The following is a 22,909-nucleotide window of genomic DNA, read 5'->3' as shown; positions in this document are numbered from 1 at the left end:
CGCTCGGCGAATGACCGAGGCCGGAGAGCTATCGGCTCTCGAACACGGCAATGGCGATCTGCACTCGGTTGGTGCATCCGAGCTTGGCCAGCACTCTCGACACGTAGGTCTTGACGGTGGCGACGCTCATGAAGAGCGTTCCACTGATCTCGGCATTCGACAGTCCCTGCGCCACCGCGATTGCCACTTCACGTTCCCGATCGGTCAGCACCGATGCCACGGTGTAGATCGCCACCAACTCCGCGCCGCCCGCAGCGTCGGAGAACACCGTCAACGCTGCGAGAACGAGCGCGATACCGACCGGCCGGCGCCGACGCCACCACAGCAAAGCAGTCGCGACGGCTCCGATCGCAATCGCGGTCGCCACACGCAAGTCCGAGAAATCGGCGGCCGTCACCCCGTCGAAAACGACCATTGCCGCGATGAACAGCGAGAACGTCATTGCGCCGAGATCGCCGGCACGCCGACGCGACACGATCATTCACGCACCAGCGGTCGCCAGTACTGGGTGCTCTTGCGTTCACGAACAACGATTCCCAACCGGTCCAGCGCCTCACGTAGCTCGGACGCATCCTCGCGAGACTTCCTCTGCAACGCCATTTCTCGGGCGCGCATCACGGCGTCGACCTCGGCGGGAAGCGTCGGCGATCCCGGAATCCAGCGCTGATACAGGCTTTCGTACGGATCGCCCTCCACGAAGGAGTAGCCGTGTTCGACGAACGCACGCTCCACCGCGGGTTCCTTCTCCTCGATCGGTGCGCGAACGACCTGACGCGACGCCGCGTCGAGGACGACGAGTTCCTTGCCGTCGACGAACACCGTCGACGCATCGGCCCGAGCGACCGACGTCGTCCTGCCCTCCTCGGTCAGACGCAAGCCCGACGTGGAGACGACGACGCGGAGACTGTCGTGAAATGCGAAGGCGACGAACGCAACTCCCAGTGCGACACCGATCCCGGTGGTCAGATACTGCACCCACCAGTGCGACCACGAAGCAACGAACTCGAACACTCCCTGGAACGGGATCCACTTCTGCGACGCTGCCCACGGCGCCCAGCGTGGGAGAAAGAATCCCACGGCGCCACCGACTGCTGGCGCGACCACCGCCAGAAACACTCGGTCGGCGGCGGGAAGCCACAGCACCGATTCGCTCTTGTCCTTCATGCCTGCGACGCTAATGGCACCGACGGTCGATCCGACAGTCTCCGAAAGACTATTCGTGCACCCAGCCGTCAATCGATCCGACGCTTGTGTGCCCACCTGGTCAGGGCATTGCGGTTGGATTGCTGAGTCTTCCGCAGCACGTTCGACGCGTGGGTCTCGACGGTCTTGACAGAGATGAACAGATCCTCCGCGATCTCTCGGTACGTGTAACCGCGCGCCAACAACCTCAACACTTCGAGTTCGCGCGGTGTCAGCGAATCCAGCTCCGGATCCAGCGGCGGCTCCGGAACGGCCGAATTGCCGGTGAAGGAGTCGAGAACGAACCCGGCGAGTCGAGGCGAGAACACCGCGTCCCCGCCTGCCACCCGCCGCACGCCGTCGGCCAGTTCGGCTCCTGAAATGGTCTTGGTGACGTAACCGCGTGCGCCGGCTCGGATCACGGCGATGACGTCCTCGGCGGCGTCGGACACCGACAACGCCAGACACACCGGACCGGACGATATACGTCCCAGTACCGCCACACCACCGCCGTCGGGCATGTGCACGTCCAACAGGACCACGTCGGGCTTGGTCGAGTCGATTCCCGCTACCGCGTCGGCAACCCCGCCTGCCTCGCCGACCACCTCGATGTCGCCTTCGCGCGCCAGTTCGGCTCTGACTCCGGAGCGGAACACTGCATGGTCGTCGACGAGAAAGACACGGAAGGTGTCGGTCACCGGGGCTGCTCCTGCGGTAGTGGTTGTTCGGACGTCTGTGACTCGGGGGAGGGGATGTTGTCGGCAACGTGAATCTGCCTGTCGGGAGCCCAGTCCTGCCGGGGCATCAGGATGCGCACTTCGGTTCCTCTGCCCACGGTGGAGCGTACCGACACCTGACCACCTCGACGTTCGATTCTGCCGTGGATGGATTTGGCGAGTCCTTGCCGATCCGTCGGCACCAGGTTCTCGTCGAAACCGCTGCCGCGATCGCGCACGAAGACCGTCACCTTGTCCGCCTCGGTCTCGGCGAAGAGGTCGATGTTGGTCTCGCCGGAGTGCTTGGCAGCGTTGACGAGCGCTTCCCGCGTCGCGCCGAGCAGCGCGGTGAAGTGCTCACGAGGAAGACCGGAGTCGGAGTTCTCGGCCGAGAGCTGCACGTCCCCGACGGTGATCGGCCGAACCGTGACGCCATGCTGATCCTCGACCTCGCCTGCGATGGTCTTCAGTGCCTCGGACAGGGACGAATGATCGGTGTCCCCGCCCTCGAACAGCCACTTCCGCAGCTCTCGCTCCTGCCCACGGGCCAGACGCATCACTTCCTGCGGCTGATCCGACTGCTTCTGGATGAGCGCCAGCGTCTGAAGCACGGAATCGTGCAGATGGGAGGCGATCTCCTCGCGCTCGTCGTTCCGAATCCGAGCCGACCGCTCGGCGTTCAAGGTGCGCCACAGACGCAACCAGACCGGGACCGTCAGCAGACCGGCCCCGACCAGCGTCACGATGACCGCGAGCAACGAGGACCTGATCGACGCGATGTCCACCCTGGCCAGCACGACGACGCAGAGTCCGAGGATGATCAACGTCGCGCCGCCGACGACGCGTGCCCAGCTGAGAACGGTCGGCTTCTTCGGCATCCCGAGCAGAGACCGCGGACCCTCGGAATCGAACTCCCGCCAGACGAGCGCCGCACCGACGATCACCACGACGATGGGAACGAGCACGGACGCCGCAGTGCCGTTCAGCAACCATGCCAGACCGGCGGCAAGCCCGAGACCGAGCGCCGCGAGACCCAGTGCTCGCTGGCGCTCGGCCGAACTCGGCCGTTCCATGTCATCGCCTGCCGGGGTGAACACCCACAGCAACCCATAGGCGAAGATTCCGGCGCCCGCCATGACTGCGAGCAACGCAAAAGCGACTCGGACCTTGAAGACGTCGACGCCCAGATGATCGGAGAGTCCACCTGCGACGCCGCCCACGATCCGCCCGCCGCCGCGCCGGTAGTACTTCACCGGCTCGGCGCCCGGGGACGAGGACGCAGTATCGACAGGGAGCACGTCATCGATCCTGGCACGAATCGAGCCGCACCCGCATCAGGGAGTCCCCTGATTTCCGCATCGGACCGATGTCAGGACGGAATCGCGCGCCACTCCTCGGTTCTGTCGGTGGTCGCCTCGGCAAGAGCCTTCTTCGTGGCGTCGGCGTCGTAGTCCTTGCCGTACACCGGCGTACCGGGCTGCTGACGCCACGATTCTTCGAGCGTCCCGGCGTCCACCGGCTCGAATCCCAGAGCGTCGACGATGTCGAAGACGAGCTTCTTGCCCGGCCCGTCGGCACCCGCGACGGGAAGCGCAATTCTCGTCCGGGTCGATGCAACGTCGGTTCCAGCGGAAACGCCCTTCTCGAGCAGATGCTTCCACCAGATCCCGTTGAACACCTTGAACACATCCGACGATCGGTCACCGAAATGCTCGGCAACCCAGACGCTTTCGGGCTTGCCGTTCTCGATGTCGGCGATCAGGCCGTCGCGCTGCTGCGGGTAGTAGTTGTTGGTCTCGATGATCGGCGCGCCCGGCTTGGCCGCATCGAGGATGTCCGACGCCAGATCCGGGGTGTTCTTCTGCGGGATGCTCACGATGACGAGATCGGCGTCGGTGGCTGCGTCCTTGCTCCAGACTGCCTGGGCGCCGGTGTCGGCAGCCAACTCGGCCAACGTCTCCGGTGCACGCGAATTCGACACGCGTACCTCGTGTCCGAGTTCGGCCAGCTTGCGGGTCAGAGTGCCGCCGATGAGCCCGGCCCCGATGATTCCGATCTTCACGCGTTTCTCCTTCGTGATTCGAATGGTCGTTCTCGAAGTAGCAAGCCATGGGGTGCCGAGAACATTCCTGCAACTCGCGTGTGGAGGTAGGGAAAACATCAGGGCGATCCCCGATGGTCTCCGTGCACCCGACGGGCCACGATGGTTTCATGAGCAACTTGGCCGTCTCCGAACAGCTACAGCAGATGTGGCGTACGCGCCCGTATCGGTTGCCACAGCGTGGCCATGTCGCGGGTGTCGCCGCCGGCATCGGCTACCGCTACGGCGTCGATCCCGTCCTCGTTCGTGTCGCGCTCGTCGTCGGCACCATCTTCGGCGGAGCAGGGGTTGTCCTGTACCTCGCCGCCTGGCTGCTCTTCAGCAAGGCAGGAGATGCAGCCTCTCCCGCCGAGTCGCTGATGGGCAGAGGCACCAGCTCGGAGTCCAACACCAAGATCGTCGTCCTGATCGTGGCGCTGATCATCGCGGTCTCCACCCTGGGTCCCGTCGGTGTCGGATTGGGCGGATCCGGCGCCATCAGCATGGTTGCGCTGCTCGCCGGACTGTGGCTACTGCACCAGAGGCAGCCGCAACCACCCGAGTTCCTGCCCGGCGGTGCACAGGTCTACGCGCAACAGGATTTCCCGATCTCGTTCAACACGCCGTACACCCCGGCGCCGTGGGCAGGTGCCAACTACCGCCCGCCCAACTATCGACCCGCGGGCTACACACCACCCGCGTACTCGCCGTACACGACACTGCCCACGACGTACATTCCGTCCACACCCCCACCCACCGACCGGTCGACGGGTTCCGAGGTGAACCTGAACAAATCCGAGTCCGCGGCAGCGGTGCCGGCCCAGCCGACGACGGACACGACCACCGGCCCGACACCACCGTCGTGGGATCCGTTGGGCGTCGCCCCCTTCGCCTGGGACCTGCCCGAACCGACGACTGTTCACCGTCCGGCGTCGACCGCTCCGAAGAAGCGACGCTCACGGTGGACGTCGAGTTTCATCGGGTTGGCACTGCTCGCCGCAGCCGTCACCGGCGGAATCGCGGCGGCAACGGGGTCGGAGTGGCTCTCCCCCGCACGCATCGGGGCCGTAGCTCTCGGTGTCGTCGCCATCGGACTTATCCTCGGCGCATTCCTACGTAAGGGGTACGGCCTGCTGGTCGTCGCATTCCCCGTGCTCGGCTTCGTGATCCTCGCATCCATCGTGGGACCGGTGAACTTCGACGGCGCAACCAGCGGGTCGGTCGATGCACGGCCGACGACGGTCGCGCAACTCCAACCGTCGTACAGCATCGCCGGCGGTGACCTCCAACTCGACTTGCGCGGCCTCGACCTCACCGACAACCGAACTGTCGCAATCGATGTCACCGGAGGAAACGCGACCGTCCGGGTACCGTCGACGATGACCATCGACCCGACCTGCGTGGCAGTCATGGGATCGGCTGCCTGCGGATCCGGTGGCCTGCAGCGCGGCACCGACGCAGCCGAGGACGCCCCTGTTCTCACCATCGACGGAGATGTCCGTCTCGGAAACTTGGAGATCATCCATGAATAGCAGCGAGTACGGAGACAGTGACACCGACACGGCCGAAGAACGAAACGCTCGCACCCGACCCTCGGCGTTGCTGTTTCTCTCCGGACTCGTGGCCCTGCTGGTCAGCGTCAGCGCTCTGATCGGTCCGTCGGCCCTCGAGTCCCTCGGCAACGTTCAGTTCCGCTGGGTGTTCGTCGTCGCGGCGATCGTCGTCGGACTGGCCCTTCTCCTCGCCCCAGGCCGGGGCGGGAAGAAGAACTAGAGAACCCTTACTCCCACTCGATGGTGCCCGGCGGCTTGCTCGTCACGTCGAGAACGACTCGGTTGACCTCCGGAACCTCGTTGGTCACCCGGGTCGAAATGGTTTCCAACACCTCGTACGGCAACCTCGTCCAGTCCGCCGTCATCGCATCCTCGCTCGATACCGGGCGCAAGACGATGGGATGGCCGTACGTCCGGCCGTCACCCTGAACGCCGACGCTGCGCACATCCGCGAGCAGGACCACGGGGCACTGCCAGATCTGCTGATCCAAGCCCGCCGCGGTCAGTTCCTCACGGACGATCGAATCGGCCTGGCGCAACGTGGCCAATCGGTCTCGCGTGATCTCGCCGACGATGCGAATGGCCAGACCGGGCCCGGGGAAGGGCTGGCGGCCGACGATTTCCTCGGGAAGACCCAACTCGCGGCCCACTGCCCGGACCTCGTCCTTGAACAGGGTACGGAGAGGCTCGACGAGGTCGAACTGCAAATCGTCCGGCAGACCGCCGACGTTGTGGTGGCTCTTGATGTTGGCGGTACCGGATCCCCCGCCGGACTCGACCACGTCCGGGTACAGCGTGCCCTGCACCAGGAACTGAACCTCCGCACCCTGAGCAGCGTTGTCACCCAACACCTCAGCGACAGCACCCTCGAAGCTACGAATGAACTCGCGGCCGATGATCTTGCGCTTCTCCTCGGGGTCGGAGACGCCGTCGAGGGCACCGAGGAACGTGTCGACCGCATCGACGGTGACCAGCTTGGCGCCGGTCGACGCGACGAAGTCCTGCTGGACCTGCTCACGCTCGCCCTCTCGCAGCAGACCGTGGTCGACGAACACACACGTCAGACGGTCACCGATCGCACGCTGCACCAAGGTTGCCGCAACCGCGGAATCCACACCCCCGGACAGTCCGCAGATGGCGTGACCGTCCGGCCCGACCTGCTCCTGGATCTGCTCGATCAATGCGTCGGCGATGTTGGCCGCCGTCCACTCCGCCTTGATGCCGGCTGTCTCGTGCAGGAACCGACCGAGGACCTGCTGACCGTGGGGCGAATGCAGTACCTCGGGGTGGTACTGGACGCCGGCGAGCCTGCGCTCGGCGTTCTCGAACGCAGCCACAGGAGCACCAGCGCTCGTCGCCGTGACCGTGAACCCTTCCGGAGCCTCCGTCACGGCATCACCGTGACTCATCCACACCGGCTGCGTCGCAGGAAGACCGTCGTGCAGCACACCGCCGTCGACGGACAGCTGCGTACGGCCGTACTCACGCGTTCCCGTGTGTGCGACGGTCCCGCCGAGGGCCTGCGCCATCGCCTGGAACCCGTAGCAGATACCGAAGACCGGAAGGTCGAGATCGAACACCTTCGCGTCGAGAGCAGGTGCGCCCTCGGCGTACACACTCGACGGCCCCCCGGACAGAACGAGTGCAACCGGGTTCTTGGCTGCAATCTCCTCGACGGTCGCGGTATGCGAGATCACCTCGGAATACACGTTCGCCTCACGCACACGACGCGCGATGAGCTGGGCGTACTGGGCACCGAAGTCGACTACGAGAACGGGCCGAGGCAAGGCGGGATCAGGCTGCTGCGATGCGGTCACCGGGTCAGTCTAGTGGCGCGCGACAGGCCGGTTCCACGCAGCATCTTCTTACGCGGCACCCGTGGTGGCGGGCTTCGGAGAGCGGATCTCGACGATGGGCAGACGCAACGCTGCGGGCGCCGACACCGGAACCACAGGAGCATTGGGAGCGATCGGCTCGATCCGCTCGTAGGCGAGACCCTGACGCGGCCGTAGATCCTGCTCACCCTTGTTGGGCCACAGCGCCGCTGCACGCTCTGCCTGAGCACTGATGGTCAGCGACGGGTTCACGCCGAGGTTGGCCGACACGGACGACCCGTCGACGACGAACATCGTCGGGTACCCATGGACGCGGTGATACGGGTCGATGACGCCGTGCTCGGCGTCGGATGCGATGGCGCAGCCACCGAGGAAGTGAGCGGTCAACGGGATGTTGAACAGCTCACCCCACGTTCCACCTGCGACACCCCCGATCTTCTTCGCGATACGCCGGGTCGCGTCGTTGCCCTCGGGGATCCACGTCGGGTTCGGTTCGCCATGTCCCTGCTTGCTGGACACCTTGCGACCGAACAGCCCACGCTTGGTGAAGGTGGTGATCGAGTTGTCGAGGTTCTGCATCACGAGCGCGATGATCGTGCGCTCGCTCCAGTTCTTGGTGTTCACCACACGCAGGAAGTCGAGCGGATGAGCCAGCAGCGCGAAGACGAACTTGAGCCATCGAGGAATGCGCCCACCCCCGTCGGTCATCAGCGTCTGCAACAGGCCCATCGCGTTGGAACCCTTGCCGTAGCGGCACGGTTCGATGTGGGTGTTCGACGACGGGTGGAACGAGGACGTGATCGCCACTCCCCTGGTCAGATCCATTTCCGGGTCGACCTTCAACTTGGCGGCACCGACGATGGATTCGGAGTTGGTACGCGTCAATTCACCGAGCTTGTCCGACAGACGCGGCAATGCGCCGGTGTCCTTCATCTTGTGCAGCAGATTCTGCGTACCCCACGTGCCTGCGGCCAGAACGACGTGCGACGCGGTGTAGGTCTTGGGGTGCTTACGAACCCACGCGCCGGTTCGCTCGGTGGCGACGTCCCACGTGCCGTCGGGCAGAGCACGAAGATTTGTCACCGTCGTCATCGGGACGATCTCGGCTCCGGCGCGCTCGGCAAGGGCGAGGTAGTTCTTCAGCAGTGTGTTCTTGGCGCCGTGTCGACACCCGGTCATGCACTCACCGCATTCGATGCACCCGGTGCGCTCGGGTCCGACGCCGCCGAAATATGGGTCGCCGACCTTCTTGCCCGGCTCGTCGCCGAAGAACACGCCGACAGGAGTCTGAATGAACGTGTCCCCGACGCCCATGTCCTCGGCGACGGACTTCATGACCTCGTCGGCGGGAGTCATGTGCGGGTTACGAACGACCCCGAGCATGCGCGTCGCCTGGTCGTAGAACGGACCGAGCTCGCTACTCCAGTCGGTGATGTGCGCCCACTGCTTGTCCTTGAAGAACGGCTCCGGCGGCTGGTACAGCGTGTTCGCGTAGTTCAGCGAACCGCCGCCCACCCCTGCACCGGCCAGAATGAGGCAGTCACGCAGCAGGTGGACACGCTGGATGCCGTAGCACCCGAGCTTCGGCGCCCACAGGAACCGCTTCAGGTCCCAGCTGGTCTTGGCGAAATCCTTGTCCTCGTAGCGCCGTCCGGCCTCGAGGATGCCGACCTTGTAGCCCTTCTCCACCAAGCGCAGCGCCGTGACGCTTCCGCCGAAACCGGACCCGACGATCAGAACGTCGTAATCGGTCGTGCGAGCCTGTGTCCCAGCTGTCCGTGTCTCCACTGTTGACCTCCGCGCCTCGTGCGTTTACTCAGCCAGCTCCGCGCTCCGTGCACCCACTCGATGTGACTGCGAACACACTGTAGATGACAACAGCGGCGAACTGACAACAACCCTGTGACAGTTGACACAAGCCACTGTAGCTGTAACTCCAAGTATCACCAACTGAGGTAAGGCTCACTCCGCGCTGTCCCAGGTGACCGAACGTCACGTTCGCTCGCTCTCGGCCCCCGAACGCGCGGCTTTCAGCCCACGCGCGCACTGCAACCCGCGCACTCGCTGCAACCCGCGCTCCCGGCCCCAGGTGACCGAACGTCACGTTCGCTCCCCACCCGGCACTCGCTGCCCCTGCGAACGACGAAGCGCGCACCCCGATTCGGGGTGCGCGCTGTCGAACGTGGGACAGAGAGGGTCAGGCGCGGACGTTCAGGCCGACTTTCTGGAATTCCTTGAGATCCGAGTAACCCGACTTCGCCATGGACCTCCGCAGACCTCCGACGAGGTTGATCGAACCGTAGGGCTCGCTCGACGGCCCGTGCAGAACCTGGTCGAGGCTCGGGCGCTCACCGGCTGCGACGGGCAGGAGCGCGCCGCGCGGCATCGACGGGTGCGCCGCCGCGGAGGGCCAGTACCAACCGCCACCGGGCGCCTCGGCTGCCGCCGCGAGAGGAGCACCGAGCACGGCGGCGTCCGCACCGCACGCGATTGCCTTGGCCAGGCCGCCGGACGTGGTGATGTCGCCGTCGGCGATGACGTGAACATAGCGGCCGCCGGTCTCGTCGAGGTAGTCCCGACGAGCTGCCGCGGCGTCCGCGATGGCCGTTGCCATGGGTACACCGATGCCGAGAACTTCACCGGTGGTGGTGCCTCCCTCGACCGACCCGTAGCCGACGATGACTCCGGCAGCGCCGGTGCGCATCAGATGCAACGCGGTGCGGTGATCGCTGACGCCACCGGCGATGACCGGTACGTCGAGCTCGGCGATGAACGTCTTGAGGTTCAGCGGCTCCTCGTCACCGTGCGCCACGTGCTCCGCGGAGATGATGGTGCCCTGGATGACAAGCAGATCGATACCGGCTGCGACCAGCGCGGGCGTCAGGTTCTTCGCACTCTGCGGGCTGACGCGGACCGCGACGGTGACGCCGGCCGCGCGGACCTGCGCGACAGCGGCTGCGAGGAGATCCGGTTGCAGCGGTGCTGCGTGCAGCTTCTGCAGGAATGCGACGGGAGCGTCGGCGTCGAAGTCGTTCTCGGCGATCGCGACCAGCTCGTCGAGCTTGGCCTGGACGTCCGTGTGGCGAGCCCACAACCCCTCGCCGTTGATGACCCCGAGGCCACCCTGCTTGCCGAGCTCGATCGCGAATTCCGGCGACACCAACGCGTCGGTCGGATGAGCCAGGACCGGAATGTCGAATCGGTAGGCGTCGAGCTGCCAGGCCGTGGACACCTCCTTCGACGACCGAGTACGGCGCGAGGGCACGATGTCGATGTCGTCGAGCTGGTAGGTGCGACGGGCTTCTCTGCCCATGCCGATTTCAACGAGGTCGCGCACGCGCGCCCCTTTCCCTAGGAGTTCGTCTTGAGTTCAGGCCGATGCGAGCGAAGTCAGCGCACGGTGTAGTTGGGCGCTTCCGCGGTCATCGTGATGTCGTGCGGGTGGCTTTCCTTCAGTCCGGCAGCGGTGATCTGCACGAACTGCGCCTCCTGCAGTTCCTCGATGGAGTTGGACCCGGTGTAACCCATCGCGGCACGGAGACCACCGGTCAGCTGATGGATGACCTGAGACAACGGTCCGCGGTACGGGACCCGGCCTTCGATGCCTTCGGGGACGAGCTTGTCCTCGGCGAGGACATCGTCCTGGAAGTAGCGGTCCTTGGAGAACGACTTGGCCGCTCCGCGTCCCTGCATCGCCCCGAGCGAACCCATGCCGCGGTAGCTCTTGAACTGCTTGCCACCGACGAGAATCAACTCGCCCGGCGACTCGGCCGTACCGGCCAGCAACGAGCCGAGCATGGCCGTCGACGCGCCCGCAGCCAACGCCTTGGCGATGTCGCCGGAGAACTGGAGACCACCGTCGGCGATGACCGGAACACCGTGCGCCTTGCACGCGGCGACCGCCTCGAGGATCGCGGTGATCTGCGGGGCGCCGACGCCTGCGACGACGCGGGTGGTGCAGATCGAGCCTGGACCGACGCCGACCTTGACCGCGTCCGCGCCTGCCTCGACGAGTGCCAATGCGCCCGCGCGGGTCGCGATGTTGCCGCCGACGACCTGGACGCGTTCTCCTACTTCGGCTTTCAGCTTGCTGACCATCTCGAGCACCGACGAGTTGTGTCCGTGCGCGGTGTCGACGATGAGCACGTCGACACCGGCGTCGGTGAGCGCCATGGAACGCGACCACGCGTCCTGCCCGACGCCTACTGCTGCTCCGACCAGCAGGCGGCCGTCCCTGTCCTTGGTGGCGAGGGGGTGCTGCTCCGTCTTGACGAAGTCCTTGACCGTGATCAGACCGGTGAGAGCGCCCTGTCCGTCGACGATGGGGAGTTTCTCGATCTTGTGCCGACGGAGGAGACCGAGGGCCGCCTCGGCGGTGACGCCTTCGCGGGCGGTGATGAGCGGTGCCTTGGTCATGACGTCGGCGACGCGGCGGTTCTGGTCGACCTCGAACCGCATGTCACGGTTGGTGATGATGCCGACGAGGGCACCCGTCTCGTCCGTCACCGGTAGACCCGAGATGCGGAACCGTGCGCACATCGCGTCGACCTCGGCGAGTGTGTCGGTGGGCTTGCAGGTGACCGGGTCGGTGACCATGCCTGCCTCGGACCGCTTGACGGTTTCCACCTGGGACGCCTGATCCTGCAGGGACAGGTTGCGATGCAGGACGCCCATGCCACCCGCACGGGCCATGGCGATGGCCATGCGCGCCTCGGTGACGGTGTCCATCGCGGAACTGACCAGTGGGACGCGCAGACGGATCTCGCGGGTGAGTTGACTGGAGGTGTCCACGGCGCTGGGAATCAGGTCCGACGCAGCGGGCAACAGCAGAACATCGTCGAAGGTCAAACCGAGCATGGCGACCTTGTTGGGGTCGTCGCCACCGGTACGGACGTGGGCTCCGGAACTACTCATGCGGATCTGGCCCTCCCTAGAGCCTGTGTGCCCTTCTCGCAGCGCGCGGGCGGTGCACCGGAGAAGACGGCGTGTTCGAAAGCGGATGGAGACAGTGCGGACGAAAAGACATGGAGACAGTGCGGACGAAATGACATCGACGCGTACGCTCGCTCGGCGCCTGCACACATGGTATCGGCTCCGCCGTTCGCTCGTGAACGCGCACCGGACGGCGCCGTTCGAGCAGGTCGACCACACCCCGGCAGCGGCCGAGCGGCCGCCCGGTGGACCTCGTCGTGCGTCGACACGAAGCGTGAACGGCTGGCGCAGACCCACCAGTCCTGCGTACCGTGGAGGCGTGCGCGATCAACTGCCTCCAGGTTTACCGCCGGATCCCTTCGCCGGTGACCCCGCCGACCCCTCGGCCGCCCTCGATGCAATCGAGCCCGGCCAGCCTCTGGACCCCCAGGAGCGGCTCGCCGTCGAAGAAGACCTCGCCGATCTCGCGGTGTACGAGGCACTTCTCGGACACCGCGGTATTCGTGGACTCGTGGTGTGCTGCGAGGACTGCCAGCAGGATCATTACCACGACTGGGACATGCTGCGAGCCAATCTTCTCCAACTCCTGGTCGACGGCACTGTTCGTCCCCACGAGCCTGCGTACGACCCTGTTCCCGATGCGTACGTCACATGGGACTACTGCCGCGGATACGCGGACGCGTCCATGAACGACGCTCTACACGGCGACGGTTTCGAGAACTAGTCACCCGCATACGACTGATGCCCTACACGATTTTCGTGTAGGGCATCAGTCGTATGCGGTGCAGGGCCGGAGGGCGATCAGCCTCCGTTGGTGTCCAGCGTGTCGATCCGGGGAGCAGATGTACCGTCACTCGAACCGCTTGCCGTAGCCGTCGTCTCACCGGTCTGATTCAGAATCGTCGGCCCGGGAGGCGTCGTGGTGACTGCAGGCGGCTCGGTCGTCGGGAGAACCGGATCGCTGGTAGTAGGAACCTGCGACGGATCGACCGTGCCGGAGACCGGCGGCGGCAGCGGATCGGTGGTGACCGGAACCGTGCCCAACTCGGGTGCACTCTCCACCGGCGCCGGCAACGTCGGATCGACCGGTAGCGGTACCAGCGGAGGAATCGTCGGGATGATCGTCTGCAGTTGCTCGATCAACCGCTGCAGCCAGATCTCCAGATCCGTGCGCTGCGCATCGTCGGTGACAGCACCGGCTGCACCCGACGCACCGTCGAGCAGCGCCTGCGCACCTTCGACGTCGCCTGCCGCGATCAGTTGTTCTGCCTGCTCCAGCTTCGACGTCGTGTCGATCTGCGCGACGGTCGAATCTGCTTGCTGCGAGAACACCACGGACTTGACGCTCCACAACGCGTCGCCCGGGGAAGAGTTGTAGGAGAAGACGACCAGGCCGCCCATCACCAGCGCGATCGCGGCTGCGGCGCCCGCTACCGGGCGGAGCAGACGTTGGCGTCCGCGGCTCGACGCCTTGCGGCGTAGCCCCGTCGCGGCAATCTCCTGATCGACGGCTGCCGCCACTTCGTCGAGGTCGGGACCTGCCGGGAGCGCGGGGTGGACGATTTCTGCTCGCCAGTTGGCGAGGAGCAGAGCGAGCTGGTACTCGTCCGCGTCGTCCGTCGCGATCGGTCCGTCACCACGGATCGCCTCGATGAATTCCTCGTCTCGGCGTACCGCTGCGATGTCCACCGGACTCGAACCCACGAGGGTGCTGTCGAGAGAATCCTCGGACGGCGTGACACCGTCCGGGCGGCCGATACGGGGAATGCCATCACGGCCGTTGTTCCTAGCCATACATTTCACCCGCTTTCACAACTTCGTTCTTCAGTTTCGCGATGGCTCGGTGTTGAGCCACGCGGATGGCACCTGCGGTACTACCCACTGCCGCTGCTGTCTCCTCGGCCGACAGTCCGACGACGAGTCGGAGCACCAGAATCTCTCGGTGCTTGGCGGGCAAGGTGTCCAGCAGGGCGGTCATCTGTCTACTCGACTCGGAATCCAGAGCACGCTGCTCCGGTCCGTGTTCCGTCGACACGACATCTGGTACTTCGGCGGCCGGGTCCGATTTGTTACGGGAGGCGCTTCGATGTGCGTCGGCGACCTTGTGGGCGGCAATGCCGTAGACGAATGCCATGAACGGTCGGCCCTGGTCCTGATAACGCGGCAGGGCGGTCATGACTGCCAAGCAGACCTCCTGAGCCACGTCGTCCGCCGAGAGCTGACCACGCTCGGCGGAGCCCACACGTGCGCGGCAATACCGCACCACGAGCGGACGGATGATTTCCAGAACTCGGGAGAGTGCGGCTCGCTCGCCCTGCGCTGCGGCAGCGACGAAGGAGTCCAACTCCTCACCCGTGTTGTTCATCGCTCAAGGATTCCCCGCGTTACAGTGACGCCGCCGCATCTCGACAGCGCTTCCACCCGAAGTGGAACCTAGTAAGGATAGCGACCTACACCCCGCTCTATCGAACCACTCGGTCCGTGACTTCACACTGCCGTGAACCGACCACCGCGCCGAGCCAGCTCCATCTCGCACTCCCGCGCGACCGACCGCGCGGGAGCTCCTCCCCCGACGCCGCTCCACAACATCGCTGCCGCCCAGCGCAACGGTAGGAGTCCGTGCACCTCGCAGGCATCGAGCACACGCTGCGCGCCGTCACCACTTCGTGACAGATCTCCCACGGAGCTGTAGGCGGCCGCCAACACGAGGTCGGTCTTGACGGTGTGGCGTAACGAATCGATCTCGTCGGCACGCCCGCGCGCGTCGAGCGCGTATCGGACCGCGTCGGGCCCTCTTCCCGAGAACATTGCGAGTTCCGCGCGGACCCACCCGAGCCTCAGGTGTTGACGCCACAGCACGTCCTTGTGCCCATCTCGCGCCATCATGTGCTCGCATCGAGCCAGCAGCGCGTCCGCGGTGCCGAATCTGCCTACGCCGAGGGCGTCCGCGGCGAGGCCGACGAGAGCATCCGCTCGCGCCCGAACGACAGCGGGATCATCGCCGGTCTCACCCAACGGAGATCTGCGCTCGTCGAGCCCGACCGCGGCGATCGCCGTCCCGTCCACCCGCGCTGCTGCACCGTGCGCTCCCATCTGTCGTATCCAGGATGCGCGAGTCGAGTGCATCTGCGACCGCAGAGAAGGAGGAACAGGGCCGGACATCACGGCCGCATCGAGCTCGGCCGACGCGGCGAGGTACCTACCCTGTCCACCGAGCGCGACGGCGCGGTTCCATCGCCCGCGGACGGTCGATGCCGCGGGCAACGGCCACATACCGGGTTCGGTGCCCCAGGCAGCGCGGTGAAGCCGATCGTCCATGGTGTCGACGTTACGACCGGTGGTGGAGACTGCGAGCGCCAGGCTCGGCCTTTCGTCGGTTCTCCGCCGAATGGATGGTTACTCGGGGCCGACCCGTGCCCTTCGCCGACTATCTTCGAAATAGCCGAGACACATTCTCGTTTGTTTCACGGAATTAACATGCGCTCTGAGGGTGCAATTGATGAGCAATTTCTGACGAGAATGTAGCCGCGAGGTTAATCGCGGGATTCGGAGCGCGCGGACGGCGGTTGCTCGCGACATGATCGGGTCGTTCGAATCCAGCAGACGAATCCCGGGATCCTCCTGTCGATACGACCACGGACCTGCTGGCCGGCGTCCTGCGCTTACGTCCGACACCGAATCCGTTCGCTAGCCGTTCATCCCGCGATCGAGGTCTTTGCAACGAATCGACCCATGCAATTGTGTCGAAGTAAATGTCGCCCGCGTTAACTTCTCGAGATACGAGTATGCACCTCGCCACGACGGTGGCCTATTGACTCGATTTCATTGCCCCGAATAACGTTGGCGTTGTTCACGACATCCGCGATTGGAGTATCTCGCGGAACGAGTTCACCACAAGTTCGGCGCCGCCGCCGGACGAAACCACGAATTCGCATTTCTTCTGTCTTCCACAGGAGCGTCGCCGCATCCGTTGCGGCGAGCAGACACCCTAGGAGTTCTCATGCCGCAGCCGAATCACCTCCCTGGGCCCAATGCAGATATCTGGGATTGGCAGATGCACGGTTTGTGCCGTGGCGTCGACTCGTCGATGTTCTTCCATCCGGACGGCGAACGCGGCCGAGCACGTGCTCAGCGTGAGATGCGTGCCAAGGAGATGTGCCGAACCTGCCCGGTTCTCGCACAGTGCAGGTCCCACGCGCTCAGCGTCTCGGAACCCTATGGAATCTGGGGCGGAATGTCCGAGACCGAGCGGGAGATGTACGCACGCCACAACCGTCGTCGAATCGCGGTTTAGCAGGACCGACACGAGAAGCGGGGCCTTTCCTTGGAAGGAAAGGCCCCGCTTCTCGTCCTGCGAGTTACCGAAATCAGTGACTGTGGCCGTGTCCGGCCGCAGGCTCCTCCTCGTCGGCAGGCTTCTCGACGACGGCGCTCTCCGTCGTGAGAATCATCCGCGCAACGGACGCCGCGTTGACGACCGCAGAACGCGTCACCTTGACCGGATCCACGACACCGTCGGCGAGCAGGTCGCCGTAGGTCAGAGTCGCGGCGTTGAAGCCGTGGCCCTTGTCGAGTGCCGCGACCTTGCTGACCACGACGGATCCGTCGATGCCCGCGTTGGTGGCGATCCAGAACAGCGGCGCGTTCAGTGCAGTACGTACGACTGCGACACCGGTTGCTTCGTCGCCCGTCAGGCCCAGGTTGTCCTCGAGCGACAATGCGGCCTGTGTCAGTGCCGAACCGCCTCCGGGCACGATGCCCTCTTCGACAGCAGCCTTGGCTGCGTTCACGGCATCGTCGACGCGGAACTTGCGTTCCTTGAGCTCGGTCTCGGTTGCCGCTCCGACCTTGATGACAGCAACTCCGCCGGACAGCTTCGCCAGACGCTCTTCGAGCTTCTCGCGGTCCCACTCGGAATCGGTCGCTTCGATTTCGCGACGCAACTGGGCGACGCGGGTGTCGATGTCCGCCTGCGTGCCTGCGCCGTCGACGATCGTCGTGTCGTCCTTGGTGACGACCACTCGGCGAGCAGATCCGAGCAATTCGAGGCCGGCTTCTTTCAGGCTGAGGCCGACATCGGCGGTGATGACCGTACCTGCCGTCACGACGGCCAGGTCGTCGAGGAACGCCTTGCGGCGGTCACCGAAGAACGGCGCCTTGACTGCCACTGCCTTGATTGTCTTGCGGATCGAGTTCACGACGAGCGTGGACAGAACCTCGCCCTCGGTGTCCTCGGCGATGATCAGCAACGGCTTGCCGCTCTCGGCAACCTTCTCCAGCAGAGGTAGGAAGTCGGGGAGCGACGTGATCTTCTCACGGTGCAGCAGCACGTAGGCGTCCTCCAACACTGCCTGCTGCGCATCGACGTCGGTGACGAAATACGGCGACAGGTAACCCTTGTCGAAGCGGACACCTTCGGTGACCGACAGCTCGGTGTCCAGCGTCGAGGACTCCTCGACGGTGACGACGCCGTCGGCGCCGACGCGGGTGAGTGCCTCACCCACGAGCTCGCCGATCTCCGGGTCACGCGAGGACACCGTGGCGACCTGCGCGATGGCTTCCTTGCCCTCGACGGGTGTAGCCGCCGCGAGCAGTGCCTCGGCAACCTTGTCGGCAGCCTTGGCGATACCGGAACCGAGTGCGATCGGGTTGGCGCCTGCCGCGATGTTCTTCAGGCCTCCGCGCACGAGTGCCTGCGCCAACACGGTGGCCGTGGTGGTGCCGTCGCCCGCAACGTCGTTGGTCTTGGTGGCGACACTCTTGACGAGCTGCGCACCCAGGTTCTCGAACGGATCTTCCAGATCGATCTCGCGTGCGATGGAGACGCCGTCGTTGGTGACCGTGGGGCCACCGAATGCCTTGGCGAGCACCACGTGTCGTCCGCGCGGTCCGAGCGTCACCTTGACGGCGTCGGCCAACTTGTCGACGCCACGCTCGAGAGCCCGGCGGGCTTCCTCGTTGAATTGGATTTGCTTTGCCATGTTTCGGTATTACTCCTTCGAGTCAGTGAACTCGATTGAACGCACTCCGCCCCGGGACCGAATCGAAATCGGGTACCGGGGCGGGAAGCGTTTACGGCCTACTTGGCGATGACAGCCAGCACGTCACGTGCCGACAGGATCAGGTACTCCTCGCCGGCGTACTTGATCTCGGTGCCGCCGTACTTGCTGTAGATGACGGTGTCGCCTTCTTTGACGTCGACCGGGATCCGGTTGCCCTTCTCGGTGACACGGCCTTCGCCGACAGCGACGACGGTGCCTTCCTGAGGCTTCTCCTTGGCTGTGTCGGGGATGACCAGACCGGAGGCGGTCGTCGTCTCGGCCTCGTTGGCCTGGACGAGGATCTTGTCCTCGAGCGGCTTGATTTTCACGCTCGCCACGTTGAGCCCTCCATTGTTATGGGGTACGCGTCCGGGGTCGGATCCCCGGACTGCTGTGTTTGTACTGCACGTTCACTGCTCTGCACTTGATCCCGTCGTCGCGGGTTCCGGGACTTCGCGCATCGCTGTCTAGCACTCTATACACGCGAGTGCCAGCACTCAACCCCTATGGGTGCAAGGCCGTCAGCGAGCCGTACGCCTGCAGCGAAACCCCCGTCGACCACGGTACTTACCCGCCCCTGTGAGCGGAGATGCAGGCCGTGGCAAACATTTGTACGCACGTGCGGGGCCCAGCAGCGCACCCGACGCCCAAGCGGTGCCGCGTTTCACATTCGCACGGGAGCTTCTGTAACGTTAAGATAACGAGACTCCGATATGTCCACCGGACGTACGAAGCGAACGCGGGGTACAGCACAGGACCGACAGGGCGGGAGGTGGACGGTGAGAACTGCCATCGGCGTATCCACCGGCACCGAGGTCGTCTGCGCCGCTCTGATCATCGAAGAGGACAACGGTTCCCGCACGGTCGAGTACCGCACCGTATCCGCCGACAGTGAGGTCAACACCGATGTCGGTGACCTCGTCGCGTCGGCCATCGATGTCGTCCTGGCCCTTGCTCCGCCGCCCGACGGCGTCGGGGCTCACGCGGGTGAGCGGGTTCGTCCGGAGGTCATCGCGGTCACCCATCGCACCGAGGACCACGCCGCATCCATCAGGTCGGCGTGCGGACGCTCCACCCACGCCATCGTTCTCGTACCCGAGACTGCCGCCGCGCATGCATTTCTCGACGATGCGGGCTCGATCGCGCGTTACCGGACGGTGACCGTCGTCGATGTCGGCGCCACCGGGACCACCGTGTCGGTCATCGACACAGCTTCCGGTGAGGTCCGCCATGCAGAACGCACGTCGCAGTTCGGTGGTGACCTCGCGGATCGGCTGGAGTGGGATCTGCTCGAGCGCGGTGGAAGCGACGACGGCCGGGACGAGTACGAGACCGCGCTGCGCCCGCACGTGGTGAAAGTCGGGCACTTCGCACGCCGAGTCGCGGCGTCGGCGGGTTTCGATGCGGAGGCAGTGGTACTCATCGGCGGAGGGGCCCGCATCCCGTCCATCCGCGCCGTTCTCGGTTCGGTACTGGATCTTCCGGTGATCCTTCCGTCCGATCCGGACACCGTCCTCGCGCAGGGCGCGGCCTTGCTCGCATTGCACGGGGCCCCCGGGCGTTTTCCTACCGTCGCCGACGGCAGAGGTTCGGGTGCGCGCTCGTTCGGCCGCTACGGCAGTGCGCTCGCTGGGGCCTTGCTCGTCGGCGGAATCGTGTTGGCGTACGGCATCCAGACTCTCACCCCCAGCAACGATTCCGGAGTTTCACCCGCGGGTTCGGCCGGAACGACGTCCGAGGACGTCGAGGCCGTGAACGTTCCCGCCGGAGACGACAACCCGATCGGCGCGCCGTCGACCAGCACCCGCGGCTCCTCGGCCGCGCCCAGCACCGGTTTTCCTCGACCGCCTGTCGTCGACTCGACGGAGTACACGTCGGGCAGCACCACCCGACCATCGACGACGCCGTCGTTGCGTCCGGCTCCCGATCTCCCGGTCATTCCGTGGCCGGCCAGCCCACCGGAGCAGTCGACGACCCGGCCCGCGCCGCAGTCTCCGACATCACCGCCCGGCGGCGGAGTGGACTCACCTCCGACCGACGATCCGGGCGAGACGGTGACCACCCCGCCAGTGACGACCCCGCCGGTGACGACCCCGCCGGTGGCGTCGCCGGAGCCGCCCACCTCGGCACCGGGCGGGTCCACCGAGCTCAGCCCTCCTCCGTCGACTCCGGGGAGTATCCCGACCACCGACGTCAACGGAACACCGACGACCCCAGGGTTGAGCCCTCCCACGACGGTATGGTCGCCTCCGCCGAGCGCAGGAGCTTCGGACGTGGACACGGTGCAACCGACGCCGTCGAACGCGCCGACCACGTCGTCGACCACACCATCGGAACCGGCAGGCGGAGCGACCACGCCGACTGCGTGACCGAACAGTTCGCTACCGGGCAGCGGTGATCTGGCTGGTGGACACCGGCAGTCCCGGATCGGTGGCTGCTCGCAGATCCGACGGCTCGGCTCCTCTCGCGATCAGGTGGGCTCCGAGCGCCGCGATCATGACACCGTTGTCGGTGCACAGCCGCGGTCGTGGAATCCTGAGCGTCAAACCTGCTTGCTCACATCGTGATTCGATGAGCGATCGAATACGAGAGTTGGCCGTGGCGCCACCGCCGAGGACGATGGTGTCGACACCGACGTCGGTCGCTGCGCGCACGGCCTTCATCGTCAACACATCGGCGACCGACTCCTGGAACGAGGCGGCGACATCGGCGACGGGAACGACGTCTCCCGCTCGCTGCCTGGCTTCGACGAACCGTGCCACGGCCGTCTTGACTCCGGAGAACGAGAAGTCGTAGCGGGCATCGCGTGGTCCGGTCATACCCCGAGGGAACGCAATAGCGGTTGGGTCCCCTTGTCGCGCAGCATCGTCCAGCGCCGGACCACCCGGGTAGCCCAGTCCCAACAGTCTGGCCACCTTGTCGAACGCCTCCCCTGCGGCGTCGTCGACCGTCGTCCCCAACTCGACGATGGGCTCGCCCAGATCGTTCACGTGCAAAAGATGTGTGTGGCCACCGGAGACCAGAAGCGCCACGCAGGACGGCATCGGCCCGTGTTCGAGCGTGTCGACGGCGACATGTCCACCGAGATGATTCACCGCGTAGAACGGCACACCCCAGGCAGCCGCATACGCTTTCGCTGCGGCGACTCCCACCAGAAGCGCTCCGGCGAGGCCGGGTCCGATGGTCACGGCCACCGCGTCCGGTCGATCCAGGTCCGCTGCGGCGAGCGCGCGCCGCATCGTCGGAACGATTGCTTCCAGATGGGCGCGGGACGCCACCTCGGGAACGACGCCGCCGTAGCGTGCGTGCTCGTCGACACTGGAGGCGACCTCGTCGGCGAGGAGCTCGCACACTCCCGAGTCTCGCCAGCGAACGATGCCGACTCCCGTTTCGTCACACGAGCTTTCGATACCCATCACGTTCATGCGGTTGCACCTACCCTCGGATCGGGCCGTTGCATCGTGTAAGCATCTGCGCCACTCGGTTGGTAATAGTTGCGGCGGGTGCCGACCACCACGAAGCCTTCTCGGACGTACAGTTCGATCGCGGGCGTATTGTCGGTGCGCACCTCGAGGAACACCGAACCGCCGTGAGCGTTCGCTTCGCTCAGCAGTCGGTCCATGAGCGCGCCTCCGATTCCGCGGCGGTGCGCAATCGGGTCGACACCGATGGTGTGAACCTCGGACTCGGCCGAGGTACCGTGCCCGAGCAACGCGATTCCGGCGTATCCCAGAAGCTCTCCGTCTTCTCGCGCCGCGAAGTAACGATTGTGCGGCGCAGCGAGTTCGGAAAGAAACGCTTGTTCGGTCCACGGATCGTCGCCCGGAAACAGGATGCCCTCGAGCTCAGCGCACCGCGGCGCATCCGCCGGGTCCATCGGGGTGATGTCGACGCTCATCGGCCTGCTGCCTTGGCGGCCTCGCGCTCGGCGATCGTCTTGGCATCAGGCCTGCGCAAGTACAGCGGGATCAACGGCTCGGGGGTGATTCCCGACGTCAAACCGTCGGCCGCCGTCATGACCAGACCCGCGGGTGTGGGCGACTCGGCTTCTGCCGCAGGGAGATCGAACAATCCGACGTGCCCCGCAGACCCGGCGATCATGTTCGCGTCACCGGGGTCGACCAGGTCAGGGGCGCCCACGTCCGGGCCCGACACTCGCACGCCGGCCCGGTACCGCGCCGAATAGACTTCGCGGCGGCGTGCGTCGGTGACCACGAGCAACTCGGCCACGGTGTCGACCTGCACCGCGATGGCATCGAGACTGCACACTCCGTGCACCGGGACACCGAGTGCGTCACCGAATGCCGCGCCGGTTGCCATTCCGACGCGCAGGCCGGTGAACGGACCAGGACCGACGCCCACGACGACGGCGTCGAGATCTGCAGGCGTCAGGTCGGCCTCGGCGAGGCATTCGAGGATGTTGGGCGTCAACACCTCCGCGTGCAATCTGGCATCGACGACGACTCGGGCTGCGAGGGTGTGCGCGACACCGCCCTCGAATCGGACGACACCGGAGGTCACAGCGGGCGTGGAGGTATCGACGGCGAGAACGAGCACGGTATCTCAGAGT

The 22,909-nt window shown here is 65.6% G+C and carries 22 protein-coding genes; 5 read left to right on the top strand and 17 right to left on the bottom strand.

The genetic code is table 11. From position 1 onward, the window contains the following. Nucleotides 1-28 precede the first annotated feature (28 nt). The 5 genes from ACFULT_RS09855 to ACFULT_RS09835 all read right to left on the bottom strand — a co-directional run bounded on the left by ACFULT_RS09855 (nucleotide 29) and on the right by ACFULT_RS09835 (nucleotide 4,059). Nucleotides 29-481, bottom strand: a complete 453-nt coding sequence (locus ACFULT_RS09855; RefSeq protein WP_378481334.1) for a response regulator transcription factor — start codon at nucleotides 479-481, stop codon at nucleotides 29-31. Continuing rightward, nucleotides 478-1,164: a hypothetical protein gene (locus tag ACFULT_RS09850; RefSeq protein ID WP_378481333.1), complete on the bottom strand. Its 687-nt coding sequence runs from the start codon at nucleotides 1,162-1,164 to the stop codon at nucleotides 478-480. The genes ACFULT_RS09855 and ACFULT_RS09850 overlap by 4 nt, the downstream gene beginning before the upstream one ends. 68 nt (nucleotides 1,165-1,232) lie before the next feature. Continuing rightward, entirely contained in the window at nucleotides 1,233-1,880 is a 648-nt protein-coding gene (locus tag ACFULT_RS09845) for a response regulator transcription factor (RefSeq protein WP_019663621.1), read from the bottom strand. Beyond that, nucleotides 1,877-3,196: an ATP-binding protein gene (locus ACFULT_RS09840; protein WP_037108880.1), complete on the bottom strand. Its 1,320-nt coding sequence runs from the start codon at nucleotides 3,194-3,196 to the stop codon at nucleotides 1,877-1,879. Before ACFULT_RS09840 ends, ACFULT_RS09845 begins: the two co-directional genes overlap by 4 nt. Before the next feature lie 71 nt (nucleotides 3,197-3,267). Further along, nucleotides 3,268-4,059: an NADPH-dependent F420 reductase gene (locus ACFULT_RS09835; protein WP_255122652.1), complete on the bottom strand. Its 792-nt coding sequence runs from the start codon at nucleotides 4,057-4,059 to the stop codon at nucleotides 3,268-3,270. A gap of 14 nt (nucleotides 4,060-4,073) precedes the next feature. Here ACFULT_RS09835 and ACFULT_RS09830 point away from each other — a divergent pair, with 14 nt between their 5' ends. Both ACFULT_RS09830 and ACFULT_RS09825 read left to right on the top strand, forming a co-directional pair. Beyond that, nucleotides 4,074-5,510, top strand: coding sequence for a PspC domain-containing protein (locus ACFULT_RS09830; protein ID WP_378481332.1), 1,437 nt, complete (start codon nucleotides 4,074-4,076; stop codon nucleotides 5,508-5,510). Continuing rightward, a complete protein-coding gene (locus ACFULT_RS09825) occupies nucleotides 5,503-5,751 on the top strand; it encodes a hypothetical protein (RefSeq protein ID WP_019663617.1) in 249 nt (82 codons plus the stop codon). The genes ACFULT_RS09830 and ACFULT_RS09825 overlap by 8 nt, the downstream gene beginning before the upstream one ends. 7 nt (nucleotides 5,752-5,758) lie before the next feature. Here the strand turns inward: ACFULT_RS09825 and guaA are convergent, their stop codons facing one another. The 4 genes from guaA to guaB form a co-directional block, all read right to left on the bottom strand. Then, on the bottom strand, nucleotides 5,759-7,348 hold the full coding sequence (gene guaA / locus ACFULT_RS09820; RefSeq protein ID WP_020111133.1) for a glutamine-hydrolyzing GMP synthase: 1,590 nt from the start codon (nucleotides 7,346-7,348) through the stop codon (nucleotides 5,759-5,761). Between the two features lie 48 nt (nucleotides 7,349-7,396). Continuing rightward, complete coding sequence (locus tag ACFULT_RS09815) at nucleotides 7,397-9,154, bottom strand: GMC oxidoreductase (RefSeq protein WP_037108889.1); 1,758 nt, start codon at nucleotides 9,152-9,154, stop codon at nucleotides 7,397-7,399. A gap of 409 nt (nucleotides 9,155-9,563) precedes the next feature. Then, complete coding sequence (locus ACFULT_RS09810; protein ID WP_019663614.1) at nucleotides 9,564-10,703, bottom strand: GuaB3 family IMP dehydrogenase-related protein; 1,140 nt, start codon at nucleotides 10,701-10,703, stop codon at nucleotides 9,564-9,566. A gap of 53 nt (nucleotides 10,704-10,756) precedes the next feature. Further along, a complete protein-coding gene (gene guaB, locus ACFULT_RS09805) occupies nucleotides 10,757-12,280 on the bottom strand; it encodes an IMP dehydrogenase (RefSeq protein WP_170945130.1) in 1,524 nt (507 codons plus the stop codon). A gap of 337 nt (nucleotides 12,281-12,617) precedes the next feature. Between guaB and ACFULT_RS09800 the strand changes: the two genes are divergently transcribed. Continuing rightward, complete coding sequence (locus ACFULT_RS09800; protein WP_026347520.1) at nucleotides 12,618-13,022, top strand: DUF5319 domain-containing protein; 405 nt, start codon at nucleotides 12,618-12,620, stop codon at nucleotides 13,020-13,022. Nucleotides 13,023-13,099: 77 nt separating this feature from the next. Here ACFULT_RS09800 and ACFULT_RS09795 read toward each other — a convergent pair whose 3' ends face one another. The 3 genes from ACFULT_RS09795 to ACFULT_RS09785 all read right to left on the bottom strand — a co-directional run bounded on the left by ACFULT_RS09795 (nucleotide 13,100) and on the right by ACFULT_RS09785 (nucleotide 15,616). Then, nucleotides 13,100-14,092 carry an anti-sigma-D factor RsdA gene (locus ACFULT_RS09795; RefSeq protein ID WP_037110376.1) on the bottom strand — a complete coding sequence of 331 codons (993 nt, stop codon included), beginning with the start codon at nucleotides 14,090-14,092 and terminating at the stop codon, nucleotides 13,100-13,102. Next, entirely contained in the window at nucleotides 14,085-14,663 is a 579-nt protein-coding gene (locus ACFULT_RS09790; RefSeq protein ID WP_019663610.1) for a sigma-70 family RNA polymerase sigma factor, read from the bottom strand. The genes ACFULT_RS09795 and ACFULT_RS09790 overlap by 8 nt, the downstream gene beginning before the upstream one ends. A 122-nt stretch (nucleotides 14,664-14,785) precedes the next feature. After that, the gene (locus tag ACFULT_RS09785; RefSeq protein ID WP_378481331.1) at nucleotides 14,786-15,616 is read right to left on the bottom strand and encodes a hypothetical protein; all 831 of its coding nucleotides are present in this window, start codon (nucleotides 15,614-15,616) and stop codon (nucleotides 14,786-14,788) included. Nucleotides 15,617-16,298: 682 nt separating this feature from the next. On the opposite strand from ACFULT_RS09785, the gene ACFULT_RS09780 reads away from it, so the two are divergent. Further along, nucleotides 16,299-16,592 carry a WhiB family transcriptional regulator gene (locus tag ACFULT_RS09780; RefSeq protein WP_026347518.1) on the top strand — a complete coding sequence of 98 codons (294 nt, stop codon included), beginning with the start codon at nucleotides 16,299-16,301 and terminating at the stop codon, nucleotides 16,590-16,592. 73 nt (nucleotides 16,593-16,665) lie between these two features. Here the strand turns inward: ACFULT_RS09780 and groL are convergent, their stop codons facing one another. Together groL and groES are read right to left on the bottom strand one after the other, a co-directional pair. Then, nucleotides 16,666-18,279, bottom strand: coding sequence for a chaperonin GroEL (gene groL, locus ACFULT_RS09775; RefSeq protein ID WP_094653295.1), 1,614 nt, complete (start codon nucleotides 18,277-18,279; stop codon nucleotides 16,666-16,668). A gap of 98 nt (nucleotides 18,280-18,377) precedes the next feature. Then, complete coding sequence (groES, locus tag ACFULT_RS09770; RefSeq protein WP_008718149.1) at nucleotides 18,378-18,677, bottom strand: co-chaperone GroES; 300 nt, start codon at nucleotides 18,675-18,677, stop codon at nucleotides 18,378-18,380. 441 nt (nucleotides 18,678-19,118) lie between these two features. Between groES and ACFULT_RS09765 the strand changes: the two genes are divergently transcribed. After that, a complete protein-coding gene (locus tag ACFULT_RS09765; RefSeq protein ID WP_378481330.1) occupies nucleotides 19,119-20,708 on the top strand; it encodes a hypothetical protein in 1,590 nt (529 codons plus the stop codon). A 12-nt stretch (nucleotides 20,709-20,720) separates the two neighbouring features. On the opposite strand, the gene tsaD is transcribed toward ACFULT_RS09765, so the two are convergent. From tsaD to tsaB, 3 genes are read right to left on the bottom strand one after another with little or no spacing between them, the layout of a single operon-like run. Beyond that, nucleotides 20,721-21,764 carry a tRNA (adenosine(37)-N6)-threonylcarbamoyltransferase complex transferase subunit TsaD gene (gene tsaD / locus ACFULT_RS09760; RefSeq protein WP_037110385.1) on the bottom strand — a complete coding sequence of 348 codons (1,044 nt, stop codon included), beginning with the start codon at nucleotides 21,762-21,764 and terminating at the stop codon, nucleotides 20,721-20,723. Then, nucleotides 21,761-22,237, bottom strand: coding sequence for a ribosomal protein S18-alanine N-acetyltransferase (rimI, locus tag ACFULT_RS09755; RefSeq protein WP_378481329.1), 477 nt, complete (start codon nucleotides 22,235-22,237; stop codon nucleotides 21,761-21,763). The genes tsaD and rimI overlap by 4 nt, the downstream gene beginning before the upstream one ends. Next, a complete protein-coding gene (gene tsaB / locus ACFULT_RS09750; RefSeq protein ID WP_378481328.1) occupies nucleotides 22,234-22,896 on the bottom strand; it encodes a tRNA (adenosine(37)-N6)-threonylcarbamoyltransferase complex dimerization subunit type 1 TsaB in 663 nt (220 codons plus the stop codon). The genes rimI and tsaB overlap by 4 nt, the downstream gene beginning before the upstream one ends. Between the last annotated feature and the right edge of the window lie 13 nt (nucleotides 22,897-22,909).

Source organism: Rhodococcus sp. NPDC057297, assembly GCF_042667435.1.
Classification (GTDB): Bacteria; Actinomycetota; Actinomycetes; order Mycobacteriales; family Mycobacteriaceae; genus Rhodococcoides.
The sequence above is the reverse complement of the archived record's forward strand: the minus strand, read 5'-3'. Positions and strand labels throughout refer to the sequence as shown.

Excerpts from the sequence above, each read along its gene's own strand:
- ACFULT_RS09855 (WP_378481334.1), bottom strand. The coding sequence starts at position 481 with ATGATCGTGTCGCGTCGGCGTGCCGGCGATCTCGGCGCAATGACGTTC.
- ACFULT_RS09850 (WP_378481333.1), bottom strand. The coding sequence starts at position 1,164 with ATGAAGGACAAGAGCGAATCGGTGCTGTGGCTTCCCGCCGCCGACCGA.
- ACFULT_RS09835 (WP_255122652.1), bottom strand. The coding sequence starts at position 4,059 with ATGTTTTCCCTACCTCCACACGCGAGTTGCAGGAATGTTCTCGGCACC.
- ACFULT_RS09830 (WP_378481332.1), top strand. The coding sequence starts at position 4,074 with ATGGTCTCCGTGCACCCGACGGGCCACGATGGTTTCATGAGCAACTTG.
- ACFULT_RS09825 (WP_019663617.1), top strand. The coding sequence starts at position 5,503 with ATGAATAGCAGCGAGTACGGAGACAGTGACACCGACACGGCCGAAGAA.
- guaB (WP_170945130.1), bottom strand. The coding sequence starts at position 12,280 with ATGAGTAGTTCCGGAGCCCACGTCCGTACCGGTGGCGACGACCCCAAC.
- ACFULT_RS09795 (WP_037110376.1), bottom strand. The coding sequence starts at position 14,092 with ATGGCTAGGAACAACGGCCGTGATGGCATTCCCCGTATCGGCCGCCCG.
- ACFULT_RS09790 (WP_019663610.1), bottom strand. The coding sequence starts at position 14,663 with ATGAACAACACGGGTGAGGAGTTGGACTCCTTCGTCGCTGCCGCAGCG.
- ACFULT_RS09785 (WP_378481331.1), bottom strand. The coding sequence starts at position 15,616 with ATGGACGATCGGCTTCACCGCGCTGCCTGGGGCACCGAACCCGGTATG.
- ACFULT_RS09780 (WP_026347518.1), top strand. The coding sequence starts at position 16,299 with ATGCCGCAGCCGAATCACCTCCCTGGGCCCAATGCAGATATCTGGGAT.
- groL (WP_094653295.1), bottom strand. The coding sequence starts at position 18,279 with ATGGCAAAGCAAATCCAATTCAACGAGGAAGCCCGCCGGGCTCTCGAG.
- tsaD (WP_037110385.1), bottom strand. The coding sequence starts at position 21,764 with ATGAACGTGATGGGTATCGAAAGCTCGTGTGACGAAACGGGAGTCGGC.
- rimI (WP_378481329.1), bottom strand. The coding sequence starts at position 22,237 with ATGAGCGTCGACATCACCCCGATGGACCCGGCGGATGCGCCGCGGTGC.